The following is a 21,123-nucleotide window of genomic DNA, read 5'->3' as shown; positions in this document are numbered from 1 at the left end:
CGTGCGAACTTATTGAAGATGACCAGGACGTATGATCATCATGATGCTCCAAGACCTGCAGCCTAACACATCCTCGCGCTGACGAATGGGAAATTGCCCGCAGAAGGAGAAGCAGAAGCAATTATTTCCCGGGATTAAGTCGAAATGTGTTGAATATGGGATTTAAAGTAATTAAATAACCTATATATGTAAAAAAATTTGTTTTCCTGATTCAAAACGGTAAGAAAAGGAATGAAATGAACGTTTTTTGGAAATTTTCGTTATGAACGAGGGAAATCCGTTCCTACTCATGATAAAGTAGAGGTGTAACCTACGCCCTCTTTCAAATTGGTAGGGTTATCATCACGTCGGTCTGCGGAATCGATAAATGAAAAAAGCGCTTGTCCGGTCCAGACGAGCGCTTTTTCTTATTCCTAGGATGTCCTGCGTTTTAATTGCCGCAGGCGGACGAGGGCGAAGAGGTGGTGCGAGAAATAGAGGCTGAAACCGAAAAACAGATAAAGGACAGCTGTAGAGATCTCGATACCGGGTACTGAGGACAGGTTGATCGAAAGAAGAATCGCGATGCTGAGCGTGTAGAAGAGACTTTCTAACGCTTGAGGCATGAGGCGATTTTTTTTGTACCAGAAGGAACGGATGACAGGCATCAGGACGATGCTTACAAGACGATCGAGCAAGCCGATCAGAAGGACACTGATCAAAAAAGCTGAAACCCCGTCGAAGTCGATGAGGCGGGGGAAAAGTATCCAGGTCGCAAGGACGAGAGGTCCGGCGAACAATAACATCGATATTGAAGCGCGAGAGAAGACGAGAAGTGCGTCAAGGCTCGTCTTGAGAGCACCTTTTAGCTTCTGCTGAATCGAAAGTTCAGGTTTTCCAAGCTGCCATGCGAAGCAGGCGGTAAAGATGAATGCGTAGAATTGAATGAGCGCGATCATGGTGCAACTCCTTTTTGAGAAAAAATCCAACGAACCTAGTGTAGCGATTTTCGTATGGAAGTGCAAAGGGAATGCCGCCTATTCGAAAGGGAGATGTGTCGAAATTGCCGACACATCTCCCTTTCGTCGCTCAAGCTTCGCGGAGGAAGCTGCGTTCGTATGGCGTGACCCGGTTACGGCCATCCTTCTTCGATACATAAAGCGCCTTGTCTGCCTGCTGCAAGACATCGTCCGAAGAGAATTCTTGCGCGGATTCGGAGAGACCGAGCGAGACGGTGATCTGGAGCGTCTGTCCGCGTGCGGAGAAGGTATGCTGCTCGACTTCGTAGCGGCACCGCTCAGCGATCAGTATCGCCTCCTTTATTCGCGTGTCGGGGAGGTATACGAGGAACTCCTCCCCTCCGAAACGCCCGACGATATCCTCTTGGCGGACGGACGAGAGAAGAACCTTCCCGAGCTGTTGCAGGACGTCGTCACCCGCATCATGACCATACTCGTCGTTGACGCGCTTGAAGAAGTCGATATCAACGAGGAGGAGGGAGTATGGATCATTCGATTCCTCCGCCCGCACGAGAACTTCATCGAGGCGGCGGCGGTTAGCGAGTCCGGTCAGCGCGTCGGTCAATGCGAGACGTTGCTGGCGCTTGACGTGATCAAAGTGACGGCGCATCTCCGTCAGCATGCGGTAGGTGACATAGCCCCCGAACAGGTTGGCTACCGTATAGATGAATGCGATCTTAAAGAAGACGATCCAGCCGTTCGTCAAAAAATAGATGGCAGGAAGCGAATAGAGTACACCCGCGATGATCATCCGCTGGAAGTTACCGAAAGTAGGCTTTGAATATTTGCGGAACAATCCCATCGTCACGATGATCAATAGCAGGACGACCGTCGAGATGATCGCACCTTCCAGCTCTTCTGCCGGTGTCGTCGCGAAACGGGCGGCAGAAATCATGGCTCCGGTCGTAAACGAACTGAGGAAACCGCCGAACATGCCGGCGATCACGACAGGTACGAGCCGGAGGTCGACACGGGCGATATCGATTTGTAGACTGTTGAACATCAGCATCATCGCGATGGCGCCTGAGGCAAGACCGATTGCCAGCCGAATCGAAACCGGTGATTTCGGACTGATACGTTTTTTGTGGCGGAACGGCAGGAAGAACAAAGAGACCGCTGTGAACAGGATACAGAAGTTCAGGATGAATTGATTGATCAATACGTACAGACGAAGTTCCCCCTTAAAATGCACTAACATACTTCTAATCCATATAACGGCATTTTCTGGGATGATTTTCACTTTTTTAAGAAGAAAAAGCCGATTCTTGTGCCAACGAGTGAATTGGCAAAGAATCGACCGGTCTGTTAAATTTCCTCTACCGTATCGAGTGTCAGGAGAATCTTGTCGAAGACATCCACCATCATCGAGAGTTCATCGTTCGTCAAATCGCCGAACCGCTCCTGAAGATAATCCCGTCGGATGATTTCGAGTTCACGGAAGGCGCGTTCCCCTTCAGGTGTCAATGTCACGAGAATCGAACGTCGATCCTCGTCCGATCGAATCCGTGTCACGTATCCGAGGCGGTACAATTTGTCCGTCAAAGCCGTCACCTGGCTCGTTGCAAGCTCGAACTGATCAGCGAGCGCAGTTGGCCGCTGAGGTCCATTCTCGACGAGGCTCCTCAAAATGAAGAATTCGCTCCGTGTCGCTTTCCCTTCGAAGCGCTGGTTCATCTCGCGCCGGATCGTCCGCAGAAGGATTCGCATCTGTTCCTCTACACGGTAAGTAAGCCGGTCATGTTCTTGTTTTGAATCTTGATTTGACATTAATCTAAACGCCCCTTCTGTCTGTCGCACATTATCATATATCAAGTGTATAGTATCGTTTCCCGTTATTCCATGCGCAATCGGGAAATCACCGCAATAATCATGGTTGACAAACTAATTTACCGGCGTGTAGTATAGCTTCTGTACTTGAAACTAAATATTCTCACTCAACCAGTGGGATGGAGGTTGCAGTTCTGAAGAGTAGGGACATGGATGTCGTCAAGCGGCAGGAGAAATGTCTTGAAAGGGAGAATTGCCGAAACGGCTTGTTGCTTGAAGGCAAGGCGTTGGGGTCAGATCGAACAGGTCTGATACTGTCACAGAACTTTTTCTGTGGGGAGCTATCTTTCACGACGGTATGATGAGACGCGATCTTAAAACGTCCATGCGTCCTCGTCTTCCATCTGGAAGGCAGGGCGCATTTTTTTGTGTTTTACGCAAAAACTTGTTTTTCGCTTTCATACGTCGGGAATACTACACCAATATAACGAAAAGAAAGCGAGAGGAAATTCATGAACAACTTGAACACACAACGAGCGCCAGAATCGCTCGATTCAACGGAGGAAGGACTCCGGCGCGGGCTGCAGGCCCGTCATATGTCGATGATCGCAATCGGTGGCGCGATCGGGACCGGTCTCTTCATCGCATCCGGTGCATCTGTGGCCGCTGCCGGGCCGGGAGGCGCACTTTTGTCATATGCCGTCGTCGGTCTCATGGTCTACTTCCTGATGACGAGCCTCGGTGAGATGGCGGCGTACATGCCGGTCGCCGGCTCATTCTCGACGTATGGAACGAAATTCGTCGATCCGGCCTTCGGCTTCGCGCTCGGCTGGAACTACTGGTACAACTGGGCCGTGACGATCGCGGTCGAACTCGTCGCCGCGGAGATCGTCATGAAATACTGGTTCCCGGACGTGCCGGGCTTCTGGTGGAGTGCACTCTTCCTGACGCTGATGGTAGGGCTCAACTACTTCTCAGTCAAAGGTTTCGGTGAGGCGGAATACTGGTTCGCGATGATCAAGGTCGTCACGGTCATCGTCTTCCTCATCGTCGGTGTCGCGATGATCTTCGGTCTGATGACGGACGCGGAACCGGTCGGATTCTCGAATTTCGGTCTCGGTGACGGTCCGATCGTTGGCGGTATTCCGGCCGTGATCGGTATCATTCTCGTCGCAGGTTTCAGCTTCCAGGGAACTGAGCTTGTCGGTATCGCAGCCGGCGAGTCGGAAGATCCGAAAAAAAATGTACCAAAAGCAGTCAAACAAGTTTTCTGGCGTATCCTGTTGTTCTACGTCCTCGCGATCTTCGTCATCGGTATGTTGATCCCGTACACGAGTCCGAACCTCGTCTCGAACGATTTGACGGACGTCGCAGTCAGTCCGTTCACGCTCGTCTTCGAACGGGTAGGCCTTGCCTTTTCGGCAGCCCTCATGAACGCCGTCATCCTGACGTCGGTCCTGTCGGCTGGTAACTCGGGGATGTACGCATCGACACGCATGCTCTACACGCTCGCCCGTCAAGGCGACGCACCGAAGATGTTCGCGCAGATTTCGAAGAACGGTGTCCCGCGCAACGCGCTTCTCGCGACTGCCGCGATCGGCGCGCTTTGCTTCCTGACATCGATGTTCGGCGGACAGGTCTACCTGTGGCTCTTGAATGCGTCGGGGATGACAGGGTTCATCGCATGGCTCGGTATCGCGATCAGCCACTATCGTTTCCGTAAAGGATATCTCGCCCAAGGCGGGGACCTCGCCGATCTGCCTTACCGTGCACCAGCCTTCCCGTTCGGACCGCTGTTCGCATTCGCGCTCTGTTTCCTCGTCATCGTCGGACAGAACTATGCGGCATTCCTCGCGGACCGAATCGACTGGGTCAGCATCGCGGCGACGTACATCGGTGTCCCGCTCTTCCTTGCCTTCTGGCTTGGTTACAAATTCAAGAACAAATCGTCGGTCGTCCGCTACGAAGACATGGATCTTGAGATCCCTGAAGCAGCTGCGACGCGTCGCTGACGACACATGCCGTTTCCCTCTTCGTGAGGGAAGCGGTTTTTTTGTACATGATCGTCACTCTTCCCGAATTGTCGTTTCAGCGAAGCGGATTAGAGGAACACCAACACCGTACTTGTCGCTAAGGTTCAATTGGAGAAAGGGTGGATCAGGATGGAACGGATTTTCATCAGTCCAGCGAAATATGTACAGGGGAAGGATGTTCTCGAAAAAGTCGGGACGTACACAGAGGGCTTCGGCAAGCAAGCGCTCGTTCTCGCTGACGAGATGGTGTGGGAGATTGCGGGTCATAAGGTGGCAGATTCACTCCGGTCATCCGGCGTCGCTGTCGAGGAGATCGTCTTCCATGGGGAGGCGTCCCGGCAGGAGATCGATTTGATCACGGAAGTCGCGCGTGAGGCGGACACGACGTTCGTTGTCGGAATCGGAGGCGGAAAGACGCTCGATACGGCAAAAGCGGTCGCGAGCGAACTCGGCATCCACGTCGTCATCATTCCGACGATCGCCTCGACCGATGCCCCGACGAGTGCCCTGTCCGTCATCTATTCGGAAGACGGGACGTTCGAGAGTTACCGATTTTACAAGAAGAATCCGGATCTCGTCCTCGTCGATACCCGTCTGATCGCTCAGGCGCCGGCCCGCTTCTTCGCCTCGGGGATCGCAGACGCGATGGCGACCTGGGTCGAGGTGCGCAGTGTCATCGCCTTTGGCGGAAGCGCGATGGCTGGAGGCGTCCCGACGATCGCAGCGACTGCGATCGCAGAGCGGTGTGAAGAGATCCTGTTCCAATACGGGCGGCAAGCTTATCAGTCCGTTGAGGCGAAGGCCGTCACTCCAGCCCTGGAGGCGGTCGTCGAAGCGAACACCTTGTTGAGCGGACTCGGCTTCGAAAGTGGGGGACTGGCGGCGGCCCATGCCATCCACAATGGATTCACGGCGCTCGAAGGAGAAATCCACCACTTGACTCACGGTGAGAAGGTAGCGTTCGGCACGCTCGTCCAGCTCGCCCTCGAAGGACGGCCGGCTGAGGAAATTGAGCGGTATATCGCTCTCTACATCGACCTCGGACTCCCGGTGACGCTCGAGGACATCAAGTTGAAGGATGCGAGCAAGGAGGACATCTTGAAGGTCGCGCAAGCTGCGACGATGGACGGTGAGACGATCCATCAGGCCTTTCGGGTGACGGCAGAGGACGTCGCGGACGCGATTGTCGCGGCAGATCGATACTCTCTCGCATACCTTCGGAAATGATGCCGGTCTTCTTTCCTTTCGAGTATGATGTAAGAAAGGGAGGTCGAATCATGAACTATTGGTATCACTTCAAACGGGCATTCTTGCCGATCGCGCTGTTACTGTTTGCGCTCGCCGCCTATCAAATGCTTTACCGGATGAACAACATCTGGCTATCGCTCGTCGGTCTCGTGCTCGTGTTCGGTGCGATCTATATCGTCGTCCGCAATCTGCGCAAGAAAGAAGAAGAGTAGGAAAGAAGATTGACCGAGCATGGTCAGGCATCCCTCAGGCCGAAAAAGGGTAAACTGAAGGCAGAAGGGGGAGGTACAACATGAAAAGAGCGATTTTTGCTGGCGGCTGTTTCTGGTGCATGGTCAAGCCATTTCATAAATACGACGGCGTCGAGCGCGTCATTTCCGGTTACACGGGTGGTCATACCGACAATCCGACATACAAGGAGGTCTGTTCCGAGACGACCGGTCACCTCGAAGCGATCGAGGTGACGTATGATCCGGATGTGATCACCTATCAGGAGCTGCTTGACATCTTCTGGCGTCAGATCGATCCGACGGACGGCGGTGGACAGTTCAATGACCGCGGCGAGTCTTATCAGCCGGCGATCTTCTATCTCGATGAGGAGCAGCAGGAGGCGGCTGAGGAATCGAAGGCACGTCTCGACGCATCTGGCCGCTTCGACAAGCCGGTCGCGGTCGACATTCGGAAAGCGTCGACGTTCTGGCCCGCAGAAGAATATCATCAGGATTATTATAAAAAGAATCCGTTCCGTTACGAGATGTATCGTGTCGGCTCTGGCCGTGCCAAGTTCTTGAAGGACGCCTGGAAGGATGCAGACAAGGAGAAGGAATTGAAGGAGCGTCTGACGCCGATCCAGTACAAGGTGACACAGGAGAACGGTACCGAGCCTCCGTTTCGCAACGAATACTGGAACGAGGAACGCCAAGGCCTCTATGTCGATATCGTCGACGGCACTCCGCTGTTCACCTCGAAGGATAAGTTCGATTCAGGATGCGGCTGGCCGAGCTTCGCGAAGCCGATCGCTGAAGAGGAGGTCGACGTCGCGCTCGATACGAGCCACGGCATGACGCGGACCGAGGTCCGTTCGTCGAAGTCGGACAGCCATCTCGGGCACATCTTCGACGACGGTCCGACAGAACTCGGCGGTCTCCGCTATTGCATCAACTCCGCTTCGCTCCGTTTTATCCCGCTCGAAGAGCTTGAGGCGGAGGGATACGGGGAATATAAGAAGATGTTCTAAAGGACGAAAAAGACGACAAAACGATATGTTTTGCTCGTCTTTTTTTGAGGAGGGAAAGGAATGTTTGAAGAAGTCTATGCTGAAATCAGAAAGACGACGATTGCGAAGGTGCTCGATTTCTATGACGGGACGATTCGCCAGTTGGACGAGGAAGGGCGTCAGGCGAAATATGCGAAGATGCTTGAGAGCCCGTTCCGCTTCTTTCGGGGCAGTTCTCACTTGTTCTATTACGATGTGACACGGATTCCGCTCGCCTTCGATACGCCTGTGCACTATCCGACCTGGATTCAGGGCGATTTACACTTCGAGAACTTCGGTGTCCACGGGAATGCTCTAGGAGAAGTCGTCTATGACGTGAACGACTTCGATGAAGGCTATCTTGGCTCCTATCTTTATGATGTGCTCCGGATGGCCGTCTCGGTCCAGTTGTTCGCAGAGGAATGCGGCCATGATCCGCGCGCCGGGATCGAGGCGTTCTGCCAGAGCTATCTTGATCAACTCCGGTTGTTCGCGCAAGGAGCAGAAAACCCGCGCACGTTTTCTTATACGAAGGGAAATACGAAAGGTCCTGTCAAGAAGCTGATCAAGAAAGCGGAAAAGAAACAAGCAGAGCTGCTCGCGGAACGGACGGAACTGCATGGAGGAGAGCGCCGCTTCAAACAGATGCCGGATATGGTGCCCGTCGATGAGACGACGCTCGACGCGATTCGCTCCGTCTGGCCTTCCTATATCGAGACGATCGATGAAGAAGACAGGCAAACTCCTTCGTTCTATAAGATCAAGGACGTCGTGACGAAAATCGAAAGCGGCACGGCATCGATCGGATTGAAACGCTTCTATATCCTGATCGAGGGAGAGGGCGGGGAACATGCCGATACGATTCTTGAGATGAAGCAAGCCCAGTCACCGGTCCCGGCCCTCTTCCTTCCGGCCTATCGTCCGGAAGTCGAGACGGTCCACCAAGGATTGCGAATCGTCGCCACGCAAAAGGCGATGCAAGCCCATGAGGATACATTTCTAGGTTATATGACCATGAAAGGGGAGGAATTCTACGTCCGGGAGCGTTCTCCCTTCAAAAAGAAGCTTAAGGCGAAGCACATCTCTGATGCGAAAGACCTGCTGTCGACACTAGCGATCCAAGGGAAGATCACAGCCAAGATTCACGCCCGGGCCGATGCTGATTCAGAGCTCTTGGCGCATCACGCGGACCAGATGATCGTCTCGTCGATCGGTAAGTCAGACCAGGCCTTCATCAGCCAAGTCTCGCGGTCTGCGGAAGCTTATGCGCGAAGGGTCAGGGAAGATTTTAAGATTTTCCAGGAGTGGGCACAATCGCGTCAGCGTTAAGGAAACCGGAGAAACGCCGCCAGACGGCGTTTTTTCGTTGTCAGAAGGTATGACCTAACAAAATAAAAAAGATGGGTCTTTTGACCTATATTAATTTGTCAGAAAACTTTGTAAATTTGTAACTAAGTTTTGAAAAAAAGAAAAAGAAACAGGGAGGAAGTACAACATGAGTTTGACGCGGAAAAAAGATATCTCCGCTATGATTGCTGCCAGCCAGCAGGGTACAGGGCTCGCACGAAATCTAGGCGCCATCGACTTGACATTTTTAGGGATCGGGGCCATCATCGGCACCGGAATCTTCGTCCTTACCGGGACGGGTGCGCTGACAGCAGGACCTGGACTCATCGTCTCCTTCATTCTTTCGGCCATCGCCTGTGCGTTGGCAGCTCTCGCTTACGCTGAATTCGCATCTACCATTCCGGTCAGCGGATCCGTCTATACGTATACGTATGCGACGATGGGCGAAATCTTCGCCTGGGTCATCGGCTGGAACTTGATACTTGAATATGGACTGGCCTCGAGCGCGGTCGCTGCCGGCTGGTCCGGTTACTTCCAATCGCTAATGGCAGGTTTCGGCCTCCACTTGCCGACTGCGCTCACTGCAGCACCTGGAGCGGTCGAAGGACAATCGACATTCTTCAACTTGCCGGCGTTCTTGATCGTCGCAATCATCACGCTTCTCCTCTCGCTTGGAATCAAGGAAACGAAACGTGTCAACAACATCATGGTCGTCATCAAGCTGGCGGTCGTCGTCTTGTTCATCGTGGTCGGCGTCGGATACGTCGAGCCGACGAACTGGACACCGTTCACACCGTTCGGATGGGGTGGGGTCTTCTCTGGGGCAGCTATCGTCTTCTTCGCCTACATCGGATTCGATGCCGTCACATCTGCGGCTGAAGAAGTCCGTGACCCGCAAAAGAACTTGCCGCGAGGCATCATCGGGTCGCTCGCCGTCTGTACGATTCTCTACGTCATCGTCGCGGCGATCATGACAGGAATCGTTCCTTACCAGCAATTCGCGGGTGTCGATCACCCGGTATCACTTGCTCTGCAACTTGCTGGCCAGAACTGGGTCGCAGGATTCGTCGACCTCGGAGCTATCCTCGGGATCACGACGGTCATCCTCGTCATGACATACGGTATGGTGCGTCTCGCGTTCGCTATCTCGCGTGACGGGATGTTCCCGAAAGTGTTCTCGGAGATCCATCCGAAATACAAGACTCCATTCAAGGCGACATGGATGATCGGCCTCACGAGCGCGACGATCGCAGGTTTCGTTCCGCTCAACGTCATCGCCGATCTCGTCAACATGGGGACGCTCGCAGCGTTCGTCCTGATCTCTGTAGCCGTCTTGATTCTCCGCAAGACACAACCGGATCTCCCGCGTGCATTCAAATGTCCGGGCATGCCTTACGTTCCGATTGCAGCAATCGCGTCTTGCTTGTTCCTCATGTTCAACTTGAAAATCGAGACGTGGATCGCCTTCTTCATCTGGTTCGCGATCGGGCTTGTACTCTACTTCGCGTTCGCCCGTCGCAACTCGAACCTCGAGACTGGTCAGACACCAGCAGCGGAGTTCGCGCCGACGAAGGAAGACTGATTCGAAAAAACTCAAATTCAAAACGGGTTCGCACTTCTCTCGTGAGAGGTGTGAACCCGTTTTTCGTCTGTTCGAAAAAAATCCTGTCTCAGGCCGGAGCCTGAGACAGGATGAATGATCAGAGGGAGATTGCATCATTGATTCGGACCGCATCAAATTCGCGCTTGATACTCTCATTGGCCTTCGCCTCTTCTTCCGGCGACCAACCGAGCTCGGTACGCATCGCGGCGAGAACGCCGTCTGCGTATTGCTGTGCTCTCGGGAAATCGAAGAAGACGGCGGAAGAGCGGCGATTCAGGAAATCCCCAGGCTGCATGACGAGCTCGTTCTCGAGCCCGTAAAGAAGGGCGGCATACCAGTGGAGAGGAAGTTGATAGCGAGCTGCTTCCGGACCGCGAGCACGAATCAGGTCGAAGACCCGCTCGACGTCCGTTCCGTAACGCTGGATCAGCCAAGTCGTCTCATTCGGTGAGAGACCGAGCGCCTCGCCTTTAGGCTGCTGTTCCTTCAGGTAGCGCTCGAATCCTTTGCTTCCTTCCGGGTGACCACCTCCGAGGCGAATCTTCGCCGTCCGGGAGGCGAGGTAGATCCGGTCCTCTTCTTCCTTGAATTGTTTTGCCACCATGTCGACGATTCGTTCGGCCATCTTCCGGTATCCTGTCAGCTTGCCGCCTGCGATCGACATCAGGCCGGATGGAGAGACGAAGATTTCGTCCTTCCGTGACAGTTCACTCGGATCCTTCCCGTCTTCGTGGATAAGCGGACGCAGGCCGGACCACGAGGACTCGACGTCCTCAGCCGTCAGTTCGACGTTGAACATATCGTTCGTCGCTTGCAGCAGGTAGTCCCGGTCCTCGACCGTGACGCCTGGCTCCAGGATATCACCTGTATAGTTCGTGTCGGTCGTTCCGATGTACGCCTTCCCGTCGCGCGGGATAGCGAAGATCATCCGGCCATCTGCGACGTCGAAGTAGATTGCCTGACGGAGCGGGAAGCGGGACTGGTCGATGACGAGGTGGACACCCTTCGTCAGGTGGAGCGATTTTCCTGATTTCGATCCATCCTTTTCACGCAGTTCATCTACCCACGGTCCTGTCGCGTTGATGATTTTCTTCGCGCGAATCGTGTAGGTCTTCCCTGTCAACACGTCCCGTACGTCGACGCCGACTGCCTTGCCGTTATGGTAGACGAGCGACTCCGCCTTCGTATAGTTGACGGCTCTTCCGCCATAGGAGATGGCTGCCTTCAGCACCTCGATCGTCAGACGTGCATCGTCCGTCCGGTACTCCACATACCGTCCGCCGCCGACGAGGTGTTCCGAACGAAGGAGCGGCTCATAATGCAGCGTCTCCTCCTTGGACAACATCGAGCGTCGTTCATGGCGTCGTACGCCGGCCAGCTGGTCATAGACGCGAAGTCCGACCGATGTCGACAGACTGCCGAACGTCCCGCCCTCGATCAACGGTAGCATCATCCATTCAGGCGTCGTGACGTGCGGCGCATTCTCGTAGACGATCGCGCGCTCCTTCCCGACCTCCGCGACGAGTTTGACTTCGAATTGTTTCAAGTAACGAAGACCGCCGTGGACGAGCTTCGTCGAGCGGCTCGAAGTCCCTTCGGCAAAATCCTGCATCTCGATCAACCCGGTGCGCATGCCCCGGCTTTGCGCGTCGAGCAGGATGCCTGCGCCCGTGATGCCGCCGCCGATGACGAGGACATCAAGCAGTTCCTGCCCCATCTCTTCGAGCCATGCTGTGCGTTCTGTACTTGAGAACATATCGCGATTCCCCCTGTTCGAAATTTGTGATTACTCCAGTCTTATCCATTTACCCTCTTTTACGCTTTTTTGAGCACATTCGATGATATTCATGACGGATACGCACTCCTCGGTCGTCACCGCAAGCGGAGCCTCGCCGCGGATGGCACGGGCGAGGTCGAGGTAATAGTCGGCGAAGGACGAGGCGAGGAACGGGCGTGCGATCGCCGGCTGCTCGGGCAACGCCCATTCGAACGTCTCACGCTCCGTGTCGACCGTATCGACGAAGAAGCTTGCTTCCGTCCCGTGGACGACGAGTGAATGCCCGGGCGAAGGGACGATCGAACCGATATGCAGGACGGCACGCCTCGTTCCGAAGGCGAGGATGAGGTGGGTATAATCATCGACGATGCCTCCCGTCCTCTGGATCGTCTGGTCGCAAAAGACACGATCCGGCATTTCGCCATAGAGCGTCAACGCCTGGTCGATCAGGTGCGAACCGAGGTCATAGAGCAGGCCGGCACCGGGGACGTCCTGCTCGCGCCACCGTTCCTTGACGTCCGGACGATAGCGGTCGTAGTGCGCCTCGAACGTATAGATATCGCCGAATTCACCGGCTTCCTTCAGCTTGATCAACGTATGGAAATCCTTCACATAACGGCGGTTGTGGTAGACTGTTAGCAAACGATCGACGGAAGAAGCGAGTGCTGAAAGATGCTCCGCCTCCTCGAGTGTGACCGTGAACGGTTTCTCGACGAGAACGTGACAACCATGCTCGAGCGCCTGTTTCGCGAGCGGATAATGCTCGGCGTTCGGTGTCGCGATGACGACGAGGTCGATGTCGTGGTGCGAGAGAATATCATGGAGCGAGCCGTAGACAGGGACATCCGGGTAGTTCGCCCGAACGGCGTCCGGACGGCTCGACTGGACGGCCGTCAACTCGTAATCCGGTCCCCTCAGATAAGGCGCATGAAGATGTTCTCCCGCGAGTCCGAATCCGATCAGTGCGGTACGTATCAATTGAAGCACTTCCTTCCTGAAATAATGCCTTCCGTCGAATAAGAAAGGTGAATGATCATGATCAGTGAACAACAAGTAATCGAAAAGATGAGACAAGCGATGGAGCGCATCGGACAGACGACCGGTACGGTCAGGACTCAGGAGGTCGCGGCGCTGAAAGCTTACTGTGAGCTGTTGCTGCTCAGTGAGGAGCCGGCAGGGACATCCGCCCCTCAGGTCGTCGTACCCGGTGCTGCGAACCCGGAACCGAAAGTCGATCCGATGATGGCGAAGTTTCTAGGGCTTTCTACAGACGAAGAGGAAAAACCTTCTTCGTTGCTTGATTTCTGAATACAAGGCGCACGAACAGGGAATGAAAAGCGATATGGAATTCAAATAAGAGGAGGTATTTTCATGAAGACGATCATCATCATCGGAGCAGGACCAGGGAATGGGCTCGAAATCGCGAAACGATTCGGAAGAGAAGGGTTCCACGTCGTCTGTGCGGCCCGAAAGACCGAGACGTTGTCTGCGGTCGTCTCCTCCTTGAAGGAGGAAGGAATCGAAGCTGTGGGCGTCGAGTGTGATGCTTCGAGACGCCAGGACATCGAATCGCTGATCAATTGGACGATCGAGCAATACGGGCAGGTCGACGTCCTTCACTACAACGCTTCGATGCTGCATCAGGCGTCGGTCCTTGAAGTCGAGGCGGAGCAGGTGGCGAAGGAGTTCGAAATCGACGTGCTTGGTGCTCTTCATGCCGCACAGCTCGTCGCCCCTGCGATGGTCGAGCGGGGGGAAGGGACGATTCTCATGACCGGAGGCGGAACGGCGCTTCACCCGATCAAGTCCCTCCCTGGCCTGTCGATCGGCAAGGCAGGCCTGAGACAGCTCGTCTACATGTTGAACGAGACGCTCGCGGACAAAGGCGTCTATGTCGGGACGGTCACGATCGCCGGCACGGTCGAGCGTGGCGGCTTCTTCGACCCGGCGCATATCGCGGATGCGTTTTATGAGCTGTACGAGACGCGCGACCAGGTCGAGTGGGTTTTCAAGAAGTGAAGCGTTTGACGGTCTATTACGATGGGGACTGTCCGCTTTGCCGGCGTTCCCGGGCGTTGCTCGAGAAGCTTGACGCTCAAGGGATCCTGAGCTTTCGTGATGCCCGGATTGAGCCGGCGCAAGACCGCGATGTCCTGCTTGCGCGCATGCATGTCGAGCGCGGCGAGGTTCGCTACGGCGGCATCGACGGAGTCCTGCTGCTGACACGCACCTTGCCGATGCTCCGTCCGTTCGCCCCGTTCGTCCTGTTGTCGATCTTGGCCGGATTTGGTCAACCCCTATATGATTTCATCGCAAGAAATCGTGTCGTCCCTGTCCGTTGCGAGGAGAATTGTTCGCTGTCAGGGAATAGAGGGCCGGTATGAAGCGATGGGTCATCATCGCGAGCATGCTGCTCGCAGGCTGCAGTACGACGGATGTCGCCGCTCCTGAAGGGAAGACGAACACCGTGACGGTCGAGCGCGTCGTCGACGGCGATACGATCGAGGTGCGCAGCGAGAACGGAAAAGTCGAGGACGTCCGGATGCTACTGATCGACACGCCAGAGACGGTCCATCCGGATAAACCTGTCCAGCCGTTCGGACAGGAAGCCTCGCGTCTGACGAAGGAGTTGCTGCCGGAAGGAACGAAAGTGACGCTCGAACGGGACGTCTCGGAACGTGACAAGTACGGCCGGTTGCTCGCATATGTCTGGAAGGATGACGAGATGATCAATCAGGTCCTGCTGCGTGAAGGACTCGCTCGAGTCGCTTATGTATTCGAACCGGACACGCGATACGTCGACGAATTTCGCGCCATCGAGAAGACCGCTCGTGAGGAAGAAAGAGGGATCTGGTCGATCGAGAACTATGCGACCGACAGAGGATTCGACGAGGCGCTCTCTGACGATCCGGATTGTGCGATCAAAGGCAACATCAATCGTTCCGGCGCAAAGCTCTACCATCTGCCGGGCGGGCGCTCCTACGATGAAGTGAAACCAGAAGAGATGTTCTGCAGCGAACAGGACGCGAGAGACGCCGGCTTCCGCCGAGCACAATGAGAAACCAAACAACAATCAAGCGAAGCTCTTCCGGCCTGAATAGGCAGGGAGAGCTTTTTTTGTTATCCTGAACTGGAATAGTCAGAAAAAGGAAGGTGTATCTCATGTTATTCCATTTTCATTACTGGACACCGTTCGTCGAGGAGACGGAACGATTTTATATGAACCAGGGATTTCGCGTCACCCAAAGGATCGGCAAACATGAAGGAACGTTTCAGGAGTTCAACCCACCGCTCGAATGGGACGATTTTCGGGAGAAGAAGGTCCTCTTTCGCATCGTCGAGATGAAGCGGGGGGCGGTCAACATCACGTTCGGTTTCGGCAAACGGGTGATGTTCGACCACATCGGCCTCCTCGTCTCGGACGACGAGAAACGGAAAATCTGCGAACGCGCCCGGCGCCTCGGCTGGAGCGTCGACGATGGAGAGCGACGGACGTTCCTCGCTACGCCGTACGGTTTTCGGATCGAGCTTCAAACACATGAGGATGCCGTCGACTCGTTGGATGACGGCATAAGGGTTACACGGATGCAGATCGCAGTGAAGCAGGACGGGCTCGAAGCGGATTTATATCACCTGTTGCCGCACTGGCGGGGGGAAATCACGAGCGTCGTTCGAGAAACATGCACGCTTGAGGAAGTGACGATCGACGGCCTTGCCGAGAGTGACGTCACTGACCCGAATGCTGTTCGGATCCGTACGAAAGAATCGGTTGGTGAAGCATGACAAAAGGAGCAGGCGGCGATAATTGCCGATCTGCTCCTTTGAATTTGTGTTGAATTTGCCCTGTGCGTCATTCCGGCGGTGTCGCTGGCGGCTGATAATGGCGGATGTTATCGTCCTCATCGAAAGCGATCGTGACGTCCGATACGCCTTTTAGGACGCGGATCTGCAGCTCGAGACGGTCCTTGATGTCATCGGCTTGCGCGATCGTCAGCGTCGGGTCGACTTCCACTTCGATTTCGACATGGTAGTGGTCGCCTTCCTTGATGACTTCGAGCTTCTCGATGTCACGTACTTCCGAGTCGGCGAGCAGGATGGCGGCGATCTTCGCAGTCATCTCTTCGTCGATTTCACCGAGGGCACCTGCTGCGTTCTGCATGAAGACGTTCCCGACGACGTAGAACATCATCAGACCGATCAGGATCGAGGCGATTCCTTCCGCTTGATGGAACGGCGTATAGTACGAGATCAAGACTGCGATGATGGCTACGATTCCGCCGAGTGTCGCGACTAGGTCCTCGAGGAAGACGAGCTTCGTCGCCGGCTTCGCGCGTCCGAGGTTCGTGAAACTTTGGAAGAAGAGCGGAATCCCTCGGGCCTTCAACCCGGTCTCGTGAGCGATTTCCGTCATCGCCTTGTAGAGGACGCCGATTTCAAGAACGACCCCGATACCGAGGACGGTCAGGATGATCCAAAGGCCGGACGTCGCTTCACCCGGCGGATGAATGAGATGCAGGTAGCCTTCCCGTACCGTCTCATATGCGAGAATCGCGACGACGAGGATCGCCGCGAGCAGGACGAGGTTGACGAGGCGCCCGAATCCGTTCGGGAAGCGCTTCGTCGGTGCCTTCTTGCTGAGGGCGGAACCGATGTAGACGAAATATTGGTTGGCGGCGTCGCCGGTCGTATGCATCATCTCAGCGAACATGGCGACGTTCCCGGTCAACAGGTATCCGATAAATTTGATGATGGCGATCAGCGTATTGACGAGAGCTGCGGCGAGGGCGGACTTATTTCCGCGTTTCAATAAACCGAAAAATGTGGCCATGTCATGACTCCTTTTGAATAGTAGTGGGCAAAGAGAAAAGAACAGTGGACGATGTGTCTGCTGTTCTTTCGCTCGAGACGGAGGAGCGGCTCGATTGACGTGCTTTGCGATACCGTTTATTTACCCCGTCCTTATTCTCGAAAAACTTTATTCTGTATAAAATTGATTCATTTGAACGGAGAGTCGGCCAGCCTGACGATTTGGCGTCCGATTCTCCGTCCGTTCCATAAGGCGACGACGGCGACGAGTAGGGCGGCCCCCATCATCTCATAGACCGCGAGATAGTATCCGGCATAACCTGCCGGCAGACTGACGATTCCGACGAGCGAGCTCGTCCACTGGCGGATTTTGAGTGATTCGATGTTCGCGTTGCGCGCGAACTTCTGCTGCTCGAACAACCGGAAACGTGTCGGTTCCGCGAGCGCCTCGTTGACGAGGCGCGGCAGTGAAAGGAAGCGGGCTCCGTACGTCCCGGCGATCTTCAGGTAACGGTTCTGCGTCCGTCCTTCGCTCTCGAGCCACCGCTTGACCATCGGCTTCCCGATCTCGAGGAAGTTGATGTGCGGGGAGAGGATTTGCAGAATGCCGAGCAGCGTCGAGACGGCCCGGCCAAAGAAGGCGAACTCGGCCGGGAGCTGGATCGGCTCATTTCGGACGAGCAGTTCGATGTCTGAAAGCACCTTCTCGATGACGCGCGTATCGACCTGTTCGAGATTCGTCTCGAGATAGAAGTTGACCGCTCGTTCGATCGCCTGGCGGATGTTCTGTTTGTTCGCGTTCGGCAGGAGGAAGCGGAGCTCCTCGAGGCCGTCGACGATCGAGTCGTAATCGAGCGTGACGAACGACTGGAGAATGCCGCGGATGGCCTGCATGTCCTGAGGCGTCGTCGAGCCGACCATCCCGAAGTCGAGCAGGATGATCTTCCCGTCAGCACGGACGAGGACGTTGCCGGGATGCGGGTCCGCGTGGAACTTCCCTCCGAAAAGCAGCTGCTCGCCAGCGTTCAGGAAAAGGCGCCGGGCGAGGTCCTCGCGGTCGATTCCATGTTTCTCGAGGAAGTCGAGGTCCGTGATGCGCGCCGCCTCGACGAAGTCCATGACGAGCACGCGGTTCGTACAAAATTCCTCATAATAGTCCGGAATCTCGATGTCCGGGCTGTTCTCATAGACTTGTTTGAAATAAAGGGCGTTCTTCAGTTCGGTCTGGAAGTTCAGCTCGTCACCGATCACGAAGACCATCTGGCGATAGAGGCTCTGCAGATCGGTCGACTTGTTGAGTGCCGTCCGGCGGAGCATCGCGATGACGATCCGCATCGCGCGGAAGTCGGTATGGATGATTTTCTCGATGTTCGGCCGCTGCACCTTGATCGCGACCTTCTTGCCGTTGCTCTTCAGGATGGCGCTGTAGACTTCACCGATCGAAGCGGAGGCGATCGGTTTCGGACTGATGTCCGTGACGACGTCCTCGATCGGCATCGCCCAGTCCTCTTCCATGATCGCCCGCGATTCCTTGAGCTTGCTCGAAGGGACGCGGTCGATCAGCTCCGTCAATTCAAGGAGGACGCTCGGCGGGAAGAGGTCGGCGCGGATCGAAAGGAACTGCCCAAGCTTGATGAGGAGTCCTTCAAGACGGAGCGCCTTCTTTTTATAGTCGCGCGCGATGCCGATCATGAGACGTTCGAACTCCTCATTGTTCGTCCCGCGATGTTTCCGGCTGAACCGATAGATGACGTAGATGTATTTCGCGAACATCGTCACGATGACGAAAATCCGGTAGAATGCCCAACGTTTCATAACACCAACCCGCTTCCTTTCCGATTTGCTTCAGTATATGTTACATTGCCGAAAAGCGAAATATGCAAACGGTCCCCGAATGTCGAAAAAAGAAGCTTTACGGCGACGAAAAAAAGCGTATAGTGAATAGTGGAATTTAATTGGAAAGGTGAAATGTGAAGCATGTCCTGGGAACTGTTGAATATCATCGGAACGATCGCGTTCGCGATGAGTGGCGCGATCGTCGCAATGGAGGAAAAATATGATTTGTTCGGTGTCTGGCTCCTTGCGCTGACGACGGCTTTCGGAGGCGGGGCGATCCGCAACCTGTTGATCGGCGTACCGGTCTCGGCACTGTGGGAACAGGAGGACCTGTTCCTCGTCGCTGTGCTCGTAGCGCTTCTGATCTTCATGCTGCCGCAGCTCTTCCTGCCGCACTGGGGCAAATGGGGCGTGCTCGCGGATGCGCTCGGCCTCTCTGCCTTCGCGATCCAGGGGGCTTTAATGGCGGCCGAACGCGGACTGCCGATTTCGGCTACTATCTCTGCTGCCGTCCTGACTGGCGTCGGAGGCGGCGTCATCCGTGACCTGCTCGCAGGACGGAAGCCGCTCGTGCTGCACAAGGAAATCTATGCGATGTGGGCCGTCATGGCGGCGATCGTCGTCGATCATTTCGAACTGTCGGACCCGCTGCAGCTGTTTACGCTTCTCGGGCTGATCACGACGCTTCGTATGTTATCCTATTATTATGAATGGAACTTACCAGCAAGACGTCTAGGGGGAGAATGAAGTGAAAGTATTGATCATGATCGGCGCCATCTCGATGATGCTCGCCGTCGCGCTCGGGGCATTCGGTGCCCATGCGCTCAAGGAACATTTGACAGAGCGGATGCTCGCGAACTGGCAGACGGGTGTCCTCTATCAGATGATCCACTCGCTCGGCATCCTCGCGCTCGGCGGGTTACTGCTCAAACTGTCGATTTCGCAATGGTCGCTCGCAGGATGGCTCATGCTTGCCGGAATCGTCTTCTTCTCGGGCAGCCTGTACATCATGGCGCTGACTGGGGTGACGAAGCTCGGGGCGATCACGCCGATCGGTGGCGTGTTGTTCATCGCGGCATGGATCTTCGTCGCGATCGGCGCCTATAAAGGACTATGAAAAAAAGCGTTGGGACCTTCTCGGTCTCAACGCTTTGTTGTAGTAGTCTGATCCAGTTTCTTCAATGCTTGCTCATAGCGAAACAGGACGCGATCGGCGACCGGTTTCAACTCCTTCGAAAGCACAGCGAACTGCAGTTCACGAGATCGTGAAGATCGAGTAACAGCGTTCCCCATGGTGGTAATTCCTCCTTAACGATACAATAATGCGTCAGCAGAAATTATATTCCCACGATAGGGAAGGCCGAAACAGCTTTTAGCACATCAAAGTGCGAAATGGCGTGGCAGTTCTTCGCTCGGCAGGATGTTTCCGATGAAGAATTCGCCAAATTCGCCATATTTCGCGCTGACTTCGTCGAAGCGCATCTCGTAGACGATCTTCTTGAACTGAAGGATATCGTTCGAGAAGAGCGTGACTCCCCACTCCCAGTCGTCGAAGCCGGTAGAGCCGCCGATGATCTGTTGGATCTTGCCTGCATAGCTGCGACCGATCAAACCGTGACGGTACATCAGTTCCTTGCGCTTCTCCATCGAGAGCGTGTACCAGTTATCGTTGTCGCGGCGCGCCTTGCTCATCGGATAGAAGCAGATGTGCTTGGACTTCGGCAAGGTCGGATAGAGTCGTTCGCGGATGTATGGGTTCTCGTAAGGGTCCCCCTCGCCTGAACCGCGGTATGTTCCGAGTTCGACGACAGAGACGTAGGAATAGCTCGGGATGAGGTATTCGTAGAGAGCAAGCTTCTGAAGCGAGAGCTCGACGTCCTGGATCTCCTCCATCGTTGGACGAAGCACCATGAAGACGAGATCAGCTTTCTGCCCGATCACTGTGTAGAGGGCATGGCTGCCTTCCTTCTTCGCCTCCACCTCATCCATCTGTGCAAGGAACTGCTGGAATTCAGCGATCATCTCTTCGCGTTTTGCCGCGTCGAGTTTTTTGAGTTCCGTCCAGTTGATCCGGCGGAAATCATGAAGCGTATACCAGCCGTCGAGCGTTTCCGCTGCCTGTTGCGTAGCTGTAGGTTCGGTTGATTGATGTTGCATGATGAAGCCTCCTTGAGAATTCATGAATGATGGTGCTACCGTATTCCATCGTACCATATTTCCGAAAAAGGAGAGAGCGGGGCGTGACAGCGCGAACATCCCGCTGAATGCGTAGTCCGGTGCAATCCGGGGAATGAAAGATAGGGGAACGACAGAATGAGCTCGTCCTCTTCTGTATCAATCGTTTTGATTCACTGTACCACATGGCGGTTCTTCTTGATAATCAAAGGAATTTCTTTGTAGGATTCAAATTGTTTTATAAGAGAAACTGAACTGTGTATAATGTGGTGAGAAGG

21 protein-coding genes and 1 riboswitch are annotated in these 21,123 nt (G+C 54.8%); of the genes, 13 read left to right on the top strand and 8 right to left on the bottom strand.

Annotated elements, in window-relative coordinates; translation table 11 throughout:
• Window positions 1–413 precede the first annotated feature (413 nt).
• The 3 genes from DFG60_RS08600 to DFG60_RS08590 form a co-directional block, all read right to left on the bottom strand.
• Window positions 414–938 (bottom strand): hypothetical protein, encoded by a 525-nt coding sequence (locus tag DFG60_RS08600; protein WP_114571351.1) that lies wholly within the window; start codon window positions 936–938, stop codon window positions 414–416.
• Between the two features lie 130 nt (window positions 939–1,068).
• Window positions 1,069–2,196 (bottom strand): diguanylate cyclase, encoded by a 1,128-nt coding sequence (locus DFG60_RS08595; RefSeq protein WP_114571350.1) that lies wholly within the window; start codon window positions 2,194–2,196, stop codon window positions 1,069–1,071.
• A gap of 107 nt (window positions 2,197–2,303) precedes the next feature.
• A complete protein-coding gene (locus DFG60_RS08590; protein WP_114571349.1) occupies window positions 2,304–2,765 on the bottom strand; it encodes a MarR family winged helix-turn-helix transcriptional regulator in 462 nt (153 codons plus the stop codon).
• A gap of 172 nt (window positions 2,766–2,937) precedes the next feature.
• A riboswitch (Lysine riboswitch) is annotated at window positions 2,938–3,117 on the top strand.
• A 160-nt stretch (window positions 3,118–3,277) separates the two neighbouring features.
• Here DFG60_RS08590 and DFG60_RS08585 point away from each other — a divergent pair.
• From DFG60_RS08585 to DFG60_RS08560, 6 genes are all read left to right on the top strand, one after another.
• Window positions 3,278–4,777, top strand: coding sequence for an amino acid permease (locus DFG60_RS08585; RefSeq protein WP_114571348.1), 1,500 nt, complete (start codon window positions 3,278–3,280; stop codon window positions 4,775–4,777).
• A gap of 150 nt (window positions 4,778–4,927) precedes the next feature.
• Window positions 4,928–6,025 (top strand): glycerol dehydrogenase, encoded by a 1,098-nt coding sequence (locus DFG60_RS08580; protein WP_114571347.1) that lies wholly within the window; start codon window positions 4,928–4,930, stop codon window positions 6,023–6,025.
• Between the two features lie 50 nt (window positions 6,026–6,075).
• Window positions 6,076–6,258 carry a hypothetical protein gene (locus tag DFG60_RS08575; RefSeq protein ID WP_114571346.1) on the top strand — a complete coding sequence of 61 codons (183 nt, stop codon included), beginning with the start codon at window positions 6,076–6,078 and terminating at the stop codon, window positions 6,256–6,258.
• A gap of 80 nt (window positions 6,259–6,338) precedes the next feature.
• The gene (msrA, locus tag DFG60_RS08570) at window positions 6,339–7,283 is read left to right on the top strand and encodes a peptide-methionine (S)-S-oxide reductase MsrA (RefSeq protein WP_114571345.1); all 945 of its coding nucleotides are present in this window, start codon (window positions 6,339–6,341) and stop codon (window positions 7,281–7,283) included.
• Between the two features lie 60 nt (window positions 7,284–7,343).
• A complete protein-coding gene (locus DFG60_RS08565) occupies window positions 7,344–8,630 on the top strand; it encodes a DUF2252 domain-containing protein (protein WP_114571344.1) in 1,287 nt (428 codons plus the stop codon).
• A 166-nt stretch (window positions 8,631–8,796) separates the two neighbouring features.
• Window positions 8,797–10,230 carry an amino acid permease gene (locus DFG60_RS08560; RefSeq protein WP_114571343.1) on the top strand — a complete coding sequence of 478 codons (1,434 nt, stop codon included), beginning with the start codon at window positions 8,797–8,799 and terminating at the stop codon, window positions 10,228–10,230.
• Between the two features lie 118 nt (window positions 10,231–10,348).
• On the opposite strand, the gene DFG60_RS08555 is transcribed toward DFG60_RS08560, so the two are convergent.
• Both DFG60_RS08555 and DFG60_RS08550 read right to left on the bottom strand, forming a co-directional pair.
• Window positions 10,349–12,007 carry a glycerol-3-phosphate dehydrogenase/oxidase gene (locus DFG60_RS08555; RefSeq protein WP_114571342.1) on the bottom strand — a complete coding sequence of 553 codons (1,659 nt, stop codon included), beginning with the start codon at window positions 12,005–12,007 and terminating at the stop codon, window positions 10,349–10,351.
• A gap of 30 nt (window positions 12,008–12,037) precedes the next feature.
• Window positions 12,038–13,015, bottom strand: a complete 978-nt coding sequence (locus DFG60_RS08550; protein WP_232818681.1) for a Gfo/Idh/MocA family oxidoreductase — start codon at window positions 13,013–13,015, stop codon at window positions 12,038–12,040.
• Window positions 13,016–13,063: 48 nt separating this feature from the next.
• Here DFG60_RS08550 and DFG60_RS08545 point away from each other — a divergent pair, with 48 nt between their 5' ends.
• The 5 genes from DFG60_RS08545 to DFG60_RS08525 all read left to right on the top strand — a co-directional run bounded on the left by DFG60_RS08545 (window position 13,064) and on the right by DFG60_RS08525 (window position 15,811).
• The gene (locus tag DFG60_RS08545; protein WP_114571395.1) at window positions 13,064–13,336 is read left to right on the top strand and encodes a DUF5327 family protein; all 273 of its coding nucleotides are present in this window, start codon (window positions 13,064–13,066) and stop codon (window positions 13,334–13,336) included.
• A 63-nt stretch (window positions 13,337–13,399) separates the two neighbouring features.
• Window positions 13,400–14,047 carry an SDR family oxidoreductase gene (locus tag DFG60_RS08540; protein WP_114571340.1) on the top strand — a complete coding sequence of 216 codons (648 nt, stop codon included), beginning with the start codon at window positions 13,400–13,402 and terminating at the stop codon, window positions 14,045–14,047.
• The gene (locus DFG60_RS08535) at window positions 14,044–14,412 is read left to right on the top strand and encodes a thiol-disulfide oxidoreductase DCC family protein (protein WP_198661570.1); all 369 of its coding nucleotides are present in this window, start codon (window positions 14,044–14,046) and stop codon (window positions 14,410–14,412) included. Before DFG60_RS08540 ends, DFG60_RS08535 begins: the two co-directional genes overlap by 4 nt.
• Window positions 14,409–15,086, top strand: coding sequence for a thermonuclease family protein (locus DFG60_RS08530; protein WP_114571338.1), 678 nt, complete (start codon window positions 14,409–14,411; stop codon window positions 15,084–15,086). The genes DFG60_RS08535 and DFG60_RS08530 overlap by 4 nt, the downstream gene beginning before the upstream one ends.
• 104 nt (window positions 15,087–15,190) lie before the next feature.
• Complete coding sequence (locus DFG60_RS08525; protein WP_114571337.1) at window positions 15,191–15,811, top strand: hypothetical protein; 621 nt, start codon at window positions 15,191–15,193, stop codon at window positions 15,809–15,811.
• A gap of 67 nt (window positions 15,812–15,878) precedes the next feature.
• On the opposite strand, the gene DFG60_RS08520 is transcribed toward DFG60_RS08525, so the two are convergent.
• The gene (locus DFG60_RS08520; protein ID WP_114571336.1) at window positions 15,879–16,856 is read right to left on the bottom strand and encodes a cation diffusion facilitator family transporter; all 978 of its coding nucleotides are present in this window, start codon (window positions 16,854–16,856) and stop codon (window positions 15,879–15,881) included.
• Window positions 16,857–17,023: 167 nt separating this feature from the next.
• A complete protein-coding gene (locus DFG60_RS08515; RefSeq protein ID WP_114571335.1) occupies window positions 17,024–18,649 on the bottom strand; it encodes an ABC1 kinase family protein in 1,626 nt (541 codons plus the stop codon).
• Window positions 18,650–18,811: 162 nt separating this feature from the next.
• On the opposite strand from DFG60_RS08515, the gene DFG60_RS08510 reads away from it, so the two are divergent.
• On the top strand, window positions 18,812–19,417 hold the full coding sequence (locus DFG60_RS08510) for a trimeric intracellular cation channel family protein (protein WP_114571334.1): 606 nt from the start codon (window positions 18,812–18,814) through the stop codon (window positions 19,415–19,417).
• Between the two features lies 1 nt (window position 19,418).
• On the top strand, window positions 19,419–19,787 hold the full coding sequence (locus DFG60_RS08505; RefSeq protein WP_114571333.1) for a DUF423 domain-containing protein: 369 nt from the start codon (window positions 19,419–19,421) through the stop codon (window positions 19,785–19,787).
• Between the two features lie 263 nt (window positions 19,788–20,050).
• On the opposite strand, the gene hemQ is transcribed toward DFG60_RS08505, so the two are convergent.
• Window positions 20,051–20,827, bottom strand: coding sequence for a hydrogen peroxide-dependent heme synthase (gene hemQ, locus DFG60_RS08500; protein WP_114571332.1), 777 nt, complete (start codon window positions 20,825–20,827; stop codon window positions 20,051–20,053).
• Between the last annotated feature and the right edge of the window lie 296 nt (window positions 20,828–21,123).

Source organism: Exiguobacterium flavidum, assembly GCF_003344535.1.
GTDB classification, from domain to species: domain Bacteria; phylum Bacillota; class Bacilli; order Exiguobacteriales; family Exiguobacteriaceae; genus Exiguobacterium_A; species Exiguobacterium_A flavidum.
This window is presented reverse-complemented; position numbering and strand designations above follow the sequence as displayed.